Source organism: Alteromonas genovensis (assembly GCF_010500895.1).
Classification (GTDB): domain Bacteria; phylum Pseudomonadota; class Gammaproteobacteria; order Enterobacterales; family Alteromonadaceae; genus Alteromonas; species Alteromonas genovensis.
Window position 1 is genome coordinate 142,121 of record NZ_JAAAWO010000006.1, and the last position, 13,398, is coordinate 155,518.

Here is a 13,398-nt window from a genome sequence, read left to right on the forward strand (position 1 = left end):
GCAAGGAATTTTTAGTTATGGCTCGCTTTTTTATAGACAGGCCCGTGTTTGCATGGGTATTAGCAATTATTACGATGATGGCAGGTGTACTTGCCATCTATACGCTTCCTATTGAGCAATATCCTAAAGTAGCTCCCCCTACGGTAACCATAAGTGCTGCGTACCCTGGTGCATCAGCCGAGACGGTAGAAAACTCGGTTACCCAAGTGATTGAACAGAGCCTCTCGGGCATTGATAACATGCGCTACTTTTCCGCTAGTAGCTCAAACAGCAGTGTCTCTATTAGCCTGACCTTTGAGCCGGGTACCGACCCTGATATTGCGCAGGTTCAAACCCAAAACAAAGTACAGGGAGCGTTACCTTTATTGCCTGGCGAAGTGCAGCAGCAGGGGGTGACGGTGTCGAAGTCGAACAGCTCTTTTGCCTTAGCCGTTGGCTTTTATTCTGAAGACGACTCGATGGACCAGTTCGATTTAAGCGACCTTCTCGTGTCTCAGTTTCAAGACCCCATATCGCGGGTTAACGGCGTGGGCAGCGTACGCGTGTTTGGTGCCCAGCGCTCTATGCGTATTTGGTTAGATCCTAACAAGCTTTACAGCTACAACCTTACCCCTGTCGATGTGCAAGCTGCGGTTCAGGTGCAAAACACCGATGTATCTGCAGGTCAGTTAGGCGGATTGCCAGCCATTAGTAATCAACAGATAAACGCAACCATTCAGGCGCAAAGCCGCTTACAAACTGAAAAAGATTTTGAAAACATTGTATTGCGGGTAAATACCGATGGCTCTCAAGTGCGCGTGCGCGACGTTGCTCGCGTTGAGTTGGGCGCACAAAGTTACGATGTCATTGTACGCTACGACAGAAGGCCAGCATCGGGTATGGCGATTAGCCTTACTTCTGGCGCCAACGCTTTAGATACTATTGAAGCGGTAAAAGCTCGGGTAGAAGAGCTGCGCGCTAACTTGCCAGACAGCGTAAAAGTGGTGTATCCGGTAGACAGTTCACCTTTCATCGAACTGTCGATTCAGTCGGTGGTGGAAACCCTAATAGAAGCCGTGGTGTTGGTGTTTTTAGTCATGCTGCTTTTCCTGCAAAACTGGCGAGCAACGCTCATTCCTACCATCGCCGTTCCGGTGGTTCTGCTAGGGACCTTTGCGGTTCTGTCGCTGTTTGGTTTTAGTATTAATGTTCTCACCATGTTTGCCATGGTACTGGCCATTGGTCTTCTGGTTGATGATGCCATTGTCGTGGTAGAAAACGTTGAACGAATTATGGAAGAGGAAGGGCTACCGCCTGCCGAAGCCACCAAAAAGTCGATGACACAAATTACCGGCGCGCTGGTGGGCATTGCCGCCGTGCTTTCTACCGTATTTATTCCCATGGCCTTTTTTAGCGGCTCGGCGGGGGCTATTTATCGTCAGTTCTCGGTAACCATTGTGTCTGCAATGGCGTTCTCTGTGTTGGTTGCTATCGTTCTGTCGCCGTCTCTTTGTGCCACATTATTGAAAAAGCACCCAGAAGATCAGGATAAAAACAAAGGCTTCTTTGGCTGGTTTAATCGTAATTTTAACAAAGGGCGCGACTCTTACCAGCGCACCACGACGCACATGGCGAAACGGGTTAAACGTTACTTTGTGGTCTACGGATTATTAGTGGGGGGCATGGCGCTTATTTTCAGTCAGCTACCAGGGGCCTTTCTACCCGATGAAGACCAAGGGCGAATGATGGTACTAGTGAGCACTCCCCCAGGTGCTACCGCTGGCAGAACTCTGGAATCGATCAAGCAAGCAGAAGACTATTTCCTTAACGAAGAGCAAGAAGCAGTAAACGGTCTGTTTTCAGTGGTTGGTTTTAGTTTCGCAGGCCAGGCGCAAAATGCAGGTATGGCATTTATTAACTTAAATGACTGGAGCGAGCGAGATGATGACAGTTCGGCGTTTGCCGTGCTAGGAAGAGCCTTTGGTGCCTTTAGTCAAATTGAGGATGCCTCTGCGTTTCCCATTGTACCGCCGCCTATTATGGAATTAGGTAATGCCACAGGCTTTGACATGCAGCTAGTTGACAGAGCGGGCAACGGCCATGAAGCCCTGATGAATGCGCGTAATCAGCTGTTGGGAATGGCGGCGCAAAATCCGAAGCTGGCAGGTGTGCGTCCTAACGGGCTTAGCGACGTGCCTCAGTTCAAAATTAAAATTGATAGCGAAAAAGCCTCTGCACTTGGACTGAACTTGAGTGATATTAACCGTACGCTTCAAATTGCATGGGGCTCGAGCTACGTGAATGACTTTATTGACAAAGGCCGTATAAAGCGAGTGTATATGCAGGGTGACGTGCCCCATCGTATGACGCCAGATGACTTAGAAAAGTGGTATGTGCGCAACAGCGACGGTGAGATGGTGGCGTTTAGCACTTTCGCCACCACAGAGTGGGTATACGGTTCACCTAAGCTGGAACGCTTTAACGGCATATCATCGGTAAATATTCAGGGTAGCCCTGCTGAAGGTATATCCTCAGGTGAAGCGATCACCGAAATGGAAAAGCTTGTTGCACAACTTCCGCCAGGCTATGGCATTGAGTGGTCGGGATTATCTTTTGAAGAGCAACAAGCGGGGTCGCAAGCGCCAATGCTGTACGCTATTTCAATACTGGTGGTATTTTTATGTCTTGCTGCATTGTACGAAAGCTGGTCGGTGCCTTTTGCGGTAATGTTAGTTGTGCCGTTAGGTATTTTAGGCTCGGTGACAGCGGCGTTTATCTTTAATTTAGCCAACGATGTCTATTTGCAGGTGGCATTTTTAACCACCGTAGGTTTGGCTGCGAAGAACGCTATTTTGATTGTGGAATTTGCCAAAGAAGAGTACGAGAATGGTGTAGACCTAATGACCGCTGTTTCAAATGCAGCGTCTCAGCGCTTTCGCCCTATTCTTATGACCTCAATGGCCTTCATTTTAGGCGTAACACCACTGGCCTTAGCCAGCGGTGCAGGTGCGGCGAGTCAAAATGCAATTGGTATCGCTGTAATGGGCGGCATGTTTGCAGCTACCTTCTTAGCTATCTTCTTTGTGCCTATGTTTTATGTAATGGTTGAAAAACTGTTTCATAAAGAAGACAAGCAGTGAGGATTTACGATACAGTAAATTTTTATCTTTTATACTTTTAATGAAATTGTAGTTTCAGTTAAAAAATACAATAAGTACATGCAATAAGGACATGAGCAATGACAACCGTTGTTTTTTCGCACGGGAAAGAAAGTGGCCCTTGGGGCAGTAAAATTACTACGCTTTCGAATGTAGCAAGTGATATGGGCTTTGGTGTGGAGAGTATTGATTATCAAGATCTCGAGTGCCCAGAAGCGCGTTTATCGCGCCTTAAAGAAACCATTGCTGAAAAGTGCAACGATGTCATTTTAGTGGGCTCTAGTATGGGCGGCTATGTGTCGCTGGCGGCAGCAAGTCAAATTTCTGCTCGCGGTGTGTTTTTAATGGCGCCGGCTTTGTATATGCCAGACTACGAAATTCAGCGCTTTCCCTATGACGGGTACGTAAGCTTAGTGCATGGTTGGAATGACGATATCATTCCTATTGAAAATAGCCTTAAGTATGCTCGTCATCAAAAAGCGCAGTTGCTGCTATTAAACGACGGCCATCGTTTAGCCAATAGTAAGTCGGTGATTTCGCCCTTTTTCAGAAACTGGTTAGAAAAGTTCCGATATCAATAAGCCTTAGAAGTAGCCGAAGAGACAATAGGCAAATAAGGCCTAGGCAAAATCATCATGTAATACGCCCACGCTAGTGGGCGTTTTTGTAAATAGAGTAACGTGTCCTCTAAGACTAATCGCTTAGGCAGGAATTCGTTGATTGAGGCGGGAAAGTCTCTGAATTTATGGCATTATTGATGTATTGGCTTCGCTAGCTCATAGAGGCAGAAAAGTATGGCATTACGCTTACCCCCAGCGCCAGATTGGCCCGCGTTGATAAAATCAGGTTGTCGTGTTTTTGTCGGCGGTAACGCATCAGTGCCCCACGCACTTGTGCAGCACCTCATTCATAATAGTGAGGGATTTAGCGACATTGAATTAGTGCACATGCTGGCGTTAGGCGATACCCGCTGGGTAAAACAAGAATACAAAAACCTATTTAAGGCAAATACCTTCTTTATTGGCGGAAGTGCCATGCGCAAAGCGGTTGATGAGGGGCGTGCCGACTATACACCGGTGTTTCTGTCGGAAATATCCAGCTTATTTAGCGACGGGATATTAGCCCTGGACGCGGCGATGGTAAACGTAAGCCCTCCAGACGAGTTTGGCTATTGTTCGCTAGGTGCATCGGTTGATATTGCCATGTCTGCCATACGTCACAGCAAAAAAGTGATTGCCCAAATTAACCCGCAAGTGCCGCGAACAGCGGGTCATTCCTATATTCATATTAGCGAGATTCACGCCTGTATTGAAGCGGATGAACCGCTGGTGGAAGTGTCAACACCACCCATAGATAGCGTAGCGGAGCGAATTGGGCAGTATGTAGCTATGCTGGTGAATGACGGCGCCACACTGCAATTTGGCATTGGAAAAATACCCAGCGCTACCCTTAAGTACCTTTGTACCCATAAAGATTTGGGTATTCACAGCGAAATGCTCACCGACAGTATTATAGAGTTGCTGGCCTCAGGTGCCGTTACCAATAAGAAAAAGACGTTCCACCCCGGTAAGGTAGTAACCAGTTTTGCCATTGGCACGAGCAAGCTGTACGAGCTGATTGATAACAACCCACACATAGAATTCTATCCGAGTAGTTACGTTAATAAGCCCACCAATATTGCGAAAAATGACAATATGGTGGCCATTAACAGTGCACTTGAGGTGGACCTTACTGGGCAAGTTGTTGCTGATTCTTTAGGTTATGACTTTTATAGTGGCATAGGGGGGCAGGTAGACTTTGTCACTGGCGCCTCTATTAGCAAAGGGGGCAAGGCTATCATTGCACTGCCTTCTACTGCCCAAAATGAGACCATTTCCCGAATTACGCCGCAAATTAGTGAGGGCGCTGGCGTTGTCACGTCGCGGGGTAACGTGCAATATGTGGTAACGGAATACGGTATCGCTTCGCTAAAAGGAAAAAGTATTCGAGAGCGAGCGCTAGAGCTTATTCGAGTTGCCCACCCTAAGTTTCGTTCGGCGCTACTAGAGGAAGTCAGGCAGCATTACTGGGTACCGCACTATCAGGAAAAGTACCCTACCGACATTCCTGAGTTAGGCGCTATTCAGCTTAAAAAACTAGATATACGGGGCGAGCGCTTCTACATGCGACCGCTCAACCCTGCCGACGAACGTCGGCTGCAAGAGTTCTTTTACTCTCATACTAAAGAAACTTTGCGACTGCGCTATAACTACGACCCAAAGCAAATGTCCCGCGAGAAATCCTGCAATTTAGTCAGTGTGGATCAAAGCTCTGATGCTGGGCTGTGTATTGTGCGCCAAGAGGGCTCTCGTATCACCATTCACGCAGTTGGGCGATTCTACTTTAATCCGTCAGATAATACCTGTGAAGCTGCATTTGTTACTCGTGAGACTCAGCAAGGAAAAGGCATGGCAAAACTACTGTTAAAAGAGCTCATCAATATTGCGAAAAAGCGCGAGATTAGCAAGATGATGGCGTACGTTCGCGGAGATAACATGCCCATGATTGCTATTTTTGAACAAGCAAAGTTTAAGCGCAAATTTACCGGTGACCCGAGTGATGTTGAACTGGTGCTTGATGTGGCGTCGCTGACATGACAATAAAAATTTTCCGTGGTAAGCACGGCACTAAACACGACCTCGGCAATGAACATCCAGAATCACCAGACCGCCTATTTGCTATAGACGATCAGCTGTTATCATCTGGACTAGAGATGATTTGTGAGCATGGTGATGCTACGCCAATCCCTGAGGCATATCTATCATTGGCTCACGACCCTTACTACATTAAAAGTGTATTCCACCGTGCTGCGCAGGTGTCCTTTAGTGATGATGAAAAGACCGTGTACGCAGGTAAAGAAACCCCTACAGCTTGGCTCGACGAAGATACTGGCTTAATGAAGCACAGTTTAACGGCAGCGTTGGAGTCTGCTGGTGCTGGCTGTAATGCCGTAGACTACGTTATGGCGGGCACAGAAAGGCAGGCCTTTTGCGCCACTAGGCCCCCAGGGCATCACGCTACCTACGATAGCGCGATGGGCTTTTGTGTATTCAATAACATAGTATTGGCAGCGCGCTATGCATTGCAAAACTATAATCTACAGCGGGTCGCCATTGTGGATTTTGATGTTCACCATGGCAACGGCACAGAGCAGATAGTAGCGGGCGACCAGCGCATTATGCTGTGTTCAAGCTTCCAACATCCTTTTTACCCCCATAGCGGAGCGCCGGTTTTGGCGAGTAATATTTTAGCGGTGCCCCTTGAAGCGGGTATCACTGGCGATGTATTTAGAGAAAAAGTACAGCACTGGTTTAATGCGCTTTCTAATTTTCAGCCTCAGCTCATTCTCATTTCGGCAGGCTTTGATGCCCACGCTGAAGATCCTATGGCCCATTTACGTTTGGTGGAAGACGATTATTTTTGGATAAGCCAAGCACTAAGGCGTGTGGCTGATAGCTGTTGTGAAGGACGTATCGTAAGCATGCTTGAAGGCGGCTATGACCTAAGCGCACTAGGGCGAAGCGTAGTGGCGCACCTCAAAGGCCTAAGTCGGCCTTAGCCCAGCCAACGTCCTAGCATATAAATCCCGGCACCTGCCATAGCGAGGTTTTCAGTCAATGAGATGAAACCTAGAGGTAAGTCAGAATTACCGCCCACACAGGCGCATTTTAGTTCTCGTTTATCAATATAAACAGCTTTAACCACCGAGATTGCCCCCACTATACCAATACACAATGAAATAGGAGCGACTAAATATGCTGGAAAGTTTGCTAGCATTCCTAAGCCAGCATAAGCCTCGGCAAAAGGGTAAACATAAGCATAACGAACATGTCGCATGGCAAAAAGGTCGTAGGTAATAAACTGATTTGAAAATGCCACGAGATCTTGCAGTTTTTGCATGGCCAACAACACCATGGTAATGCCAATAAACGACATAACGACATGCTCTGGACTCAATGAGAGTCCAACACCGCTACCATTTAGCAGCAGTGCAATTACCATTAGAGCCGCAAGTGAAAAAGTGACGATAATGGGAGTATATCGAGAGCCTTTTTTATCCTCTTGCTTTAGGTTAAAAAAGTCGCGAAGGTCATCGTATCCGCCAACACGTTCGTCATTAATAAAGGTTTGAGGCGTGGTCGTGACATTATGCTTTTCTTTAAAAGCGTCGGTTTGTTCACGGGTGCTGAGATGATGGTCATTCACCGTGTAACCTTTGCGCTTAAGTAGATCTTTAGACTTTAAGCCGAATGGACAGATATGCTCATCTGTCACCATCCTATAAAGCGTTGCGACTTGATTACTGTTATGTGCGACTTGCTTTGTATTTTGCTCGGTTTGCATAACGGCCATCACTCCCTAAATATTTTTCAGACTCGATACGCGCATACGTAAATTTTTCGCAGTTACGCAGTGCGTAGGCCTCTTTAAAGGTTAACTAATGGTTATATACATATTGCGTGCCAATCAACAAAAGCAACCGGTGGCGTCGCTGTTGATAATAGCGCCATTATAGGGGAATTGATGCGTGTAGCTTACTACTTGGTCCACCAAGTTTTTGCCAGTAAAGCACCCATAGCCTGTGGCGTATGGGCCTACGTAGCGCAACTGGTAGCTCTCATCAATAACAATTAATGCAGGAACGGTAGTGATTATATTGCTTAGCCCTTTTACAGAGTCTAGCGCAATGTCTACAACGCTGTACTGTGACTCGCCAAGGCGATTAAGCAACTGTGTTTGATGAGGGGCGGTGAGTGTTTCGCAGTAGCAACTTTCAGATGAGCCAATGTGGATAATGCTAGCACTGGGTACATTACTTTTTTTAAGCAGTTGTGTAAGTTCACTGTCAAATGTGGGTGAAGTTGATTGATGAAGCAGTATGCCATCAGGATCGAATTCTGATAGCTGACGCTGACCATATACTAACATGGCGGCCAGCAGGCTGCTTGCCCATAAAGCAAGCAGCGCCCAAGAAAGGCCTTTTGTCATTGCAGTTTAAAGCGCTCGATGGCATTGCGCATTTTTTGTGATATTTGTGTAAGCACCTGCACTTCGCCAGCAAGAGATTCTGCGGTCGCGAGCTCTTCAGAAGTAAATTCGCTTAGACGAGCTGTACTTTCAGCAATGGATGCAGACGCTGTTTCTTGCTCTACCGCAGATGTCGCGATTTCTGTCATGCTTTCACTTGCATCGTTGATTTGCAGCATAATTTCAGCCATTGCGTTAGTTGCACTTTCACTCGACATGACTGCCTCATCAACAAGACTGATACAAGACTGCATCTGATCTACCGAGCTTGCTGTTTGAGAAACAAGCTGCTCAGTGATACTCGTGATTTGTTCCGCACTTTCTTTCGAACGAATAGCAAGCGTACGCACTTCGTCTGCAACCACAGCAAACCCTCTACCGTGCTCTCCCGCTCGGGCTGACTCAATGGCTGCGTTAAGGGCTAGCAAATTAGTTTGTTCCGCTACGGCTGTAATAGAGCGCATGGCGTCGGAGATATGCGAGCATTGCTCGTTTAATGCGGAATTAGTTTTTTCTGCATCATTGAGGGTGCTTCGCAATGAATTAATCGTATTACTGGTAGTGGCAATTGAATCCTTGGTGTTTTGTGATGACGCTTGAGCCGCCGAGGCCTTATCACTGGCTTTAGTCGTCTGTTCTGTCGACATCTGCATGGTTTGCGCAATTTCTTCTGACGAAGCGGACACCATGGCTAACTCTTGGTCAGTTTTGTGGCTTATATCGAACATGCTGTTAGCAGCTTGTTCCATATTACCGCAGCCCTTAACCACGTCGTCAGTTAATGATGAAGCCAGTTGAACCAACTCTTTGACTTGGTCAATCAATTCGCCAAAGGGGCGGAGGAGCTTGTTGTCTCTGTCTATAGCAACCGTTAAGTCCAGCCTGTTATTTTCCCTTTGCATCTCGTTAATGGCTAAGGACAGTTCAGCGGCTCCTGCACCCTCTTCATGGGCAGTTTTTGCGATATACATCAGTACACCACCTTCCGCTACAGCGAACGCAGCATGTAAAAGCAAAATAGTGAACGTAACGTGGCCCTCTTCGAAAATCACAAGCGGGGCACCACTCGATTGTAATAGAAAGAAGCTAATGTGATGTACCGCGACGACTGCCGTACCGGTGGCAATCACCTTCCAATCTCTAAAAACCGATAAGAAAGCAAGAAGTACAAAAATCTCAAAATGAATCTCAATAAGCCCAAATGACTGATGGATATGCAGTGCGGTAAGCAGCTGCACACCAATGGCCATAGCATGGCGGCTTAATGCTGAATAAGGGGATTGCAAACTCAATACCAAAGGCACTGCGGCGATGGGTATACCAAAAATAAACGCGGGCAGGAGTTCTCCGGTAATAAGGCCAATGACAACTGAAATAACCAGTTGAGCAATGATAACGACGCGAAATATTTTCTGACCTTCTAAAAGCCAAGGATACTGCATACAGGTTTCCACCATATGTTTAGTTTGAGTGTAGATGAAATGTAAGCATCCTGCTAAGTTGACCGAATAATAAACTATTGCTGAGGTTGGTTATATGTAACTTTGGTCTACATTTTTTCGCTTTTTCAGTTGGTTAAGGTTATTAAAAACCGCTAAAATAGTGTTAATTTTCAAGTCATAAATGAGACATTCATGTCACAAATAGTTTTTCTTTCTACCGATAATTTGGAAGATTTCTTCGTTTATGACGAATTGCTTATTCCTCATTTTAAGGACATAGGATGGTCGGTAGAGACAATCTCATGGCACGAACAGAACGTGAATTGGGACCAGTACGATTACGTCATTGTGCGCAGTACGTGGGATTACCAACAGCATCCTGATACCTTTCTTAATACATTAGAGATCATTAATAAATCTTCGGCTATCTTATTAAATCCTTTAGCGCTGATTAGATGGAATATAGAAAAGCAGTATTTGAAGGACCTCGCAGGGGCAGGGATCCCCATAGTAGATACCCTTTGGGGAGAGTGTTTTGTGGCGCAAGATATACACAATGCTTTTGCACGGTTTAACACTGAAGAAGTTGTTATTAAGCCGACACTGAGTGCAAACGCCGATGACACCTTTAGAGTCTCCTCATCAAATATGGCCGAGATAATGCCTTCACTGCTGACTACCTTTGCCGCTCGTCGATATATGATTCAACCCTTTTTATCTAGCGTGGTTGAGGAGGGGGAATACTCTCTGTTTTACTTTGGAGGGTGTTATAGCCATGCCATATTGAAAGTGCCTCAACAAGGAGACTTTCGAGTTCAGGAGGAGCATGGCGGGCAGTTACTGGCCGTTGAAGCAAATATTGCTCAGCAAGAAATAGCACAGCGAGCACTAGAGGCAATGCCGGCTCAAGCTCTGTACGCGCGTGTCGACCTGGTTCGTCAAGAAAATGAGTGGGCAATTATGGAACTAGAACTTATAGAGCCCTCACTGTACTTCAACCTAGATACGTCATCACCCTCTCGTTTTGTAAAGGCACTGTCCACTTTTTCTGAGACTGAGTAAATGAAAGGTGGCTACTACTTTTATCAACGTCTGTTAATTAGGGCGTGTTGATCTTTGCTGTACATTTTAGCCCAAAACTCGTACAACAAAGATTAACACGCCCTAGTAGTCGCCACTGTTCGTTTACGTTATTTATCTCTAGAAAGTCTATTTTGAGACTGAGTTCTTTGAGACAATGCTTTTCGAGATTGCGTATTTCGAGACTGGGTATTTCGAGACTGGGCGCTACCAGTTCTAATATTGCTGCGCCCCTCGTTACGGCTCACACTTCTTTTTGGCGATACGTTACGAGAGACGGTTTGCTTGCTTGTCCGAGTGACTGTTTGTTTGTTCGAGACTCGTTTGTCCATGGCTCTTTTGTTCAAGCCCCCTTTATTCGAGCCCCCTTTATTAAAGATAGTGTCTTTCCTTACTATTTGAGAAGTCCGGTTTTGTGACGCTTTACCACGGTAAGCCTCTGTCCTGTACGTTCGCGCTTTATCTTTAACTGCCTTTTTAGTCTCTATTTTGCGTATCGCAGATCCTGGTTTTATAGGCTGGGGTTTTGAAAGCTGAGATTTTGTAGATGTTTCCGCCGATGTTTTCGCAAAGTGGCGCTTATTAGCATCGAGCTTGTTTAAGATTGCCTGCTTGTTGTACTGCTTTTTTTCATCAAGCCTCTTATTTGTTTTGTTAGTGCGTACGCTTCGATTACTTGACAACGCGCGACCTTGGTTCGGCGCTTTTAATTGTGCGTTTGAAACAGAGCGCGCTTTTGTTATCGACCTTGAACCTGGCGAGGCAGCAAGGCGACTTGTCGATACATGTCTATTACTGCTGTGCACAAAACGTGTGGGTTTAGTTTGCACTACGCGCTGTGAGTAGCGAGCACGTCTGTGGTCAACGCGATGCTCCCAGCGCTGATAATCATTGCTAATGACTCGTTTGCGCTGGCTACCTCTATAAAACCTGCGTACTGGCTGGCGATGCACAACCACATGGCGGTTATTCCAGTGCACGGCACCGAATGAGAAAAAGGCCGATATTCTCACTCGCGGCGACCAATATACGTTTCTATGACGATGGTAATTAACGTGGTGAGACCAGAATATGGGTGCAATAGGGTGCCACCAGTTGCCGTACACAATTTGCGGGTCGTAGTAAGGCACATACACCACCTCTCGCTGACGGGGAGCGATATAGATGATCTCTCTAGAATTGCTTTGCTCTGTTTCTACTTCAACATAGTCGTTAGTATCTAAGTTCCCAGTGTTTCTCGCATGCTGACGCAGTACTTGTACTCGGTCGAGTACTCTATCTTGGCTTACTAATACACTGTCGCCAAGCTGCTGCAGCCAGTCTAGGTCACTGGCCATGGTGTTGAGCAAATCAGTAAATGCGGCGAGCGCCTTCACGCTTGGATCCCAATCTACATCTTCTAATACATCTTCAACCTGCTCCGGCGTAAGGTGTTTGTTACTTTGTCGCCACCTATCTGCTGAAATCACATCAAGGGGGTAGGTAGAGGCGATGAGTATGTGGGTAAGTAAGGTATCTGGATATAACGCAATAGGGGCGAGAAGACTGTCCAATTGCGCATCGGAAACTTCAGTTTGGCTAGTGGCCAACGTTTGATTGGCAGAAGTATCAACGGTTGATTGTTGAGCAATTACCGGTAAACCAACGGCAGTACCGCCAAGGGCAATCACGATAGATAGGGCTATGTTTTTCATACATTCTCCTTACATTGTCATTGCGCGCTTACTGTAGCGAACAAACAATGTGGGTAAGTCTGTATACGTTATAACCCGCGGTTAATTAACCTAAGCTGAATAAAAAACGCCCGCTGGCTGCAGTGAAGTTGAAGCATCGGGCGTTTAGGGCGTGTTGAACTTTGTTGTGCGATTTTTGGGCTAATTGTACAGCAAAAATCAGCACGCCCTTGCAATCCTATTTAAAAATGTGAGGGTCGAATGCGTGCCCCAGCTTTTCTGTTTTAGTTTTTAAATAGTTTTTATTGTCTTTCGTTACGCCATGGTCGATAGGTTTGCGCGATACAACGTCTATTCCAAGGGCTTCAAGTGCCGCTAGCTTCTTAGGGTTGTTCGTCATTAACTCTACGCGGGTAACGTCTAGCGTATCTAGCATGAGTTTACAGATGTCGTAACTACGAAGGTCGGCATCAAAGCCTAAATGTTCGTTAGCTTCTACCGTGTCCATGCCGCTGTCTTGAAGATTGTAGGCACGTATTTTATTAAGCAGTCCAATGCCACGCCCCTCTTGGCGAAGGTATAGTAGTAAGCCAAAGCCGTTATCGACGATGTTTTGCATGGCTTTTTCTAATTGAAAACCGCAGTCGCAGCGGGTACTGAAAAGAGAATCTCCGGTCAGGCACTCTGAGTGGATACGAATTGGCACAATATCGCCTTTCTTCCAGTTGCCGTAAGACAGGGCAACGTGCTCTTGACCACTGGCTTCAACGAAACCGTGTATTTTGAAATCACCAAGCCGCGTTGGCAATTTTGCTGAACTGACAAATTCGTATTTAGGCTGTTTGCTACTCATGTTACTTCTACGCTTAGGACAGTAGGCCATATGTGGGGATAATCACAGCTTTTGCAAGCCTGATATCTGCACTGATCGCTACCGAATTTGGCAGCATCTTTTTTAGGTCGTCTTTACAATATCATTCTAACTATAAAGTGTTACAT

General features: G+C 46.3%; 10 protein-coding genes. 5 read left to right on the plus strand and 5 right to left on the minus strand.

The features are described 5' to 3' along the window. Positions 1-17 precede the first annotated feature (17 nt). The 4 genes from GTQ48_RS10100 to GTQ48_RS10115 all read left to right on the plus strand — a co-directional run bounded on the left by GTQ48_RS10100 (position 18) and on the right by GTQ48_RS10115 (position 6,735). Positions 18-3,119: an efflux RND transporter permease subunit gene (locus GTQ48_RS10100; RefSeq protein ID WP_163106577.1), complete on the plus strand. Its 3,102-nt coding sequence runs from the start codon at positions 18-20 to the stop codon at positions 3,117-3,119. Between the two features lie 98 nt (positions 3,120-3,217). Continuing rightward, a complete protein-coding gene (locus GTQ48_RS10105) occupies positions 3,218-3,718 on the plus strand; it encodes an alpha/beta hydrolase (RefSeq protein ID WP_163106578.1) in 501 nt (166 codons plus the stop codon). Positions 3,719-3,931: 213 nt separating this feature from the next. Further along, entirely contained in the window at positions 3,932-5,773 is a 1,842-nt protein-coding gene (locus GTQ48_RS10110) for a bifunctional acetyl-CoA hydrolase/transferase family protein/GNAT family N-acetyltransferase (protein WP_163106579.1), read from the plus strand. Next, complete coding sequence (locus GTQ48_RS10115; protein ID WP_163106580.1) at positions 5,770-6,735, plus strand: histone deacetylase family protein; 966 nt, start codon at positions 5,770-5,772, stop codon at positions 6,733-6,735. Before GTQ48_RS10110 ends, GTQ48_RS10115 begins: the two co-directional genes overlap by 4 nt. On the opposite strand, the gene GTQ48_RS10120 is transcribed toward GTQ48_RS10115, so the two are convergent. The 3 genes from GTQ48_RS10120 to GTQ48_RS10130 form a co-directional block, all read right to left on the minus strand. After that, positions 6,732-7,520: a MauE/DoxX family redox-associated membrane protein gene (locus tag GTQ48_RS10120; protein ID WP_163106581.1), complete on the minus strand. Its 789-nt coding sequence runs from the start codon at positions 7,518-7,520 to the stop codon at positions 6,732-6,734. The two genes, GTQ48_RS10115 and GTQ48_RS10120, sit on opposite strands and share 4 nt — an antisense overlap. 123 nt (positions 7,521-7,643) lie before the next feature. Beyond that, positions 7,644-8,165: a DUF6436 domain-containing protein gene (locus tag GTQ48_RS10125; RefSeq protein ID WP_163106582.1), complete on the minus strand. Its 522-nt coding sequence runs from the start codon at positions 8,163-8,165 to the stop codon at positions 7,644-7,646. Continuing rightward, positions 8,162-9,646, minus strand: coding sequence for a methyl-accepting chemotaxis protein (locus GTQ48_RS10130; RefSeq protein WP_163106583.1), 1,485 nt, complete (start codon positions 9,644-9,646; stop codon positions 8,162-8,164). Before GTQ48_RS10130 ends, GTQ48_RS10125 begins: the two co-directional genes overlap by 4 nt. A gap of 192 nt (positions 9,647-9,838) precedes the next feature. Between GTQ48_RS10130 and GTQ48_RS10135 the strand changes: the two genes are divergently transcribed. Next, the gene (locus tag GTQ48_RS10135; protein ID WP_163106584.1) at positions 9,839-10,708 is read left to right on the plus strand and encodes an ATP-grasp domain-containing protein; all 870 of its coding nucleotides are present in this window, start codon (positions 9,839-9,841) and stop codon (positions 10,706-10,708) included. A gap of 128 nt (positions 10,709-10,836) precedes the next feature. Here the strand turns inward: GTQ48_RS10135 and GTQ48_RS10140 are convergent, their stop codons facing one another. Then, positions 10,837-12,420 carry a DUF3300 domain-containing protein gene (locus tag GTQ48_RS10140; protein WP_163106585.1) on the minus strand — a complete coding sequence of 528 codons (1,584 nt, stop codon included), beginning with the start codon at positions 12,418-12,420 and terminating at the stop codon, positions 10,837-10,839. A gap of 217 nt (positions 12,421-12,637) precedes the next feature. Beyond that, the gene (gene ribA, locus GTQ48_RS10145; RefSeq protein WP_032094651.1) at positions 12,638-13,252 is read right to left on the minus strand and encodes a GTP cyclohydrolase II; all 615 of its coding nucleotides are present in this window, start codon (positions 13,250-13,252) and stop codon (positions 12,638-12,640) included. Between the last annotated feature and the right edge of the window lie 146 nt (positions 13,253-13,398).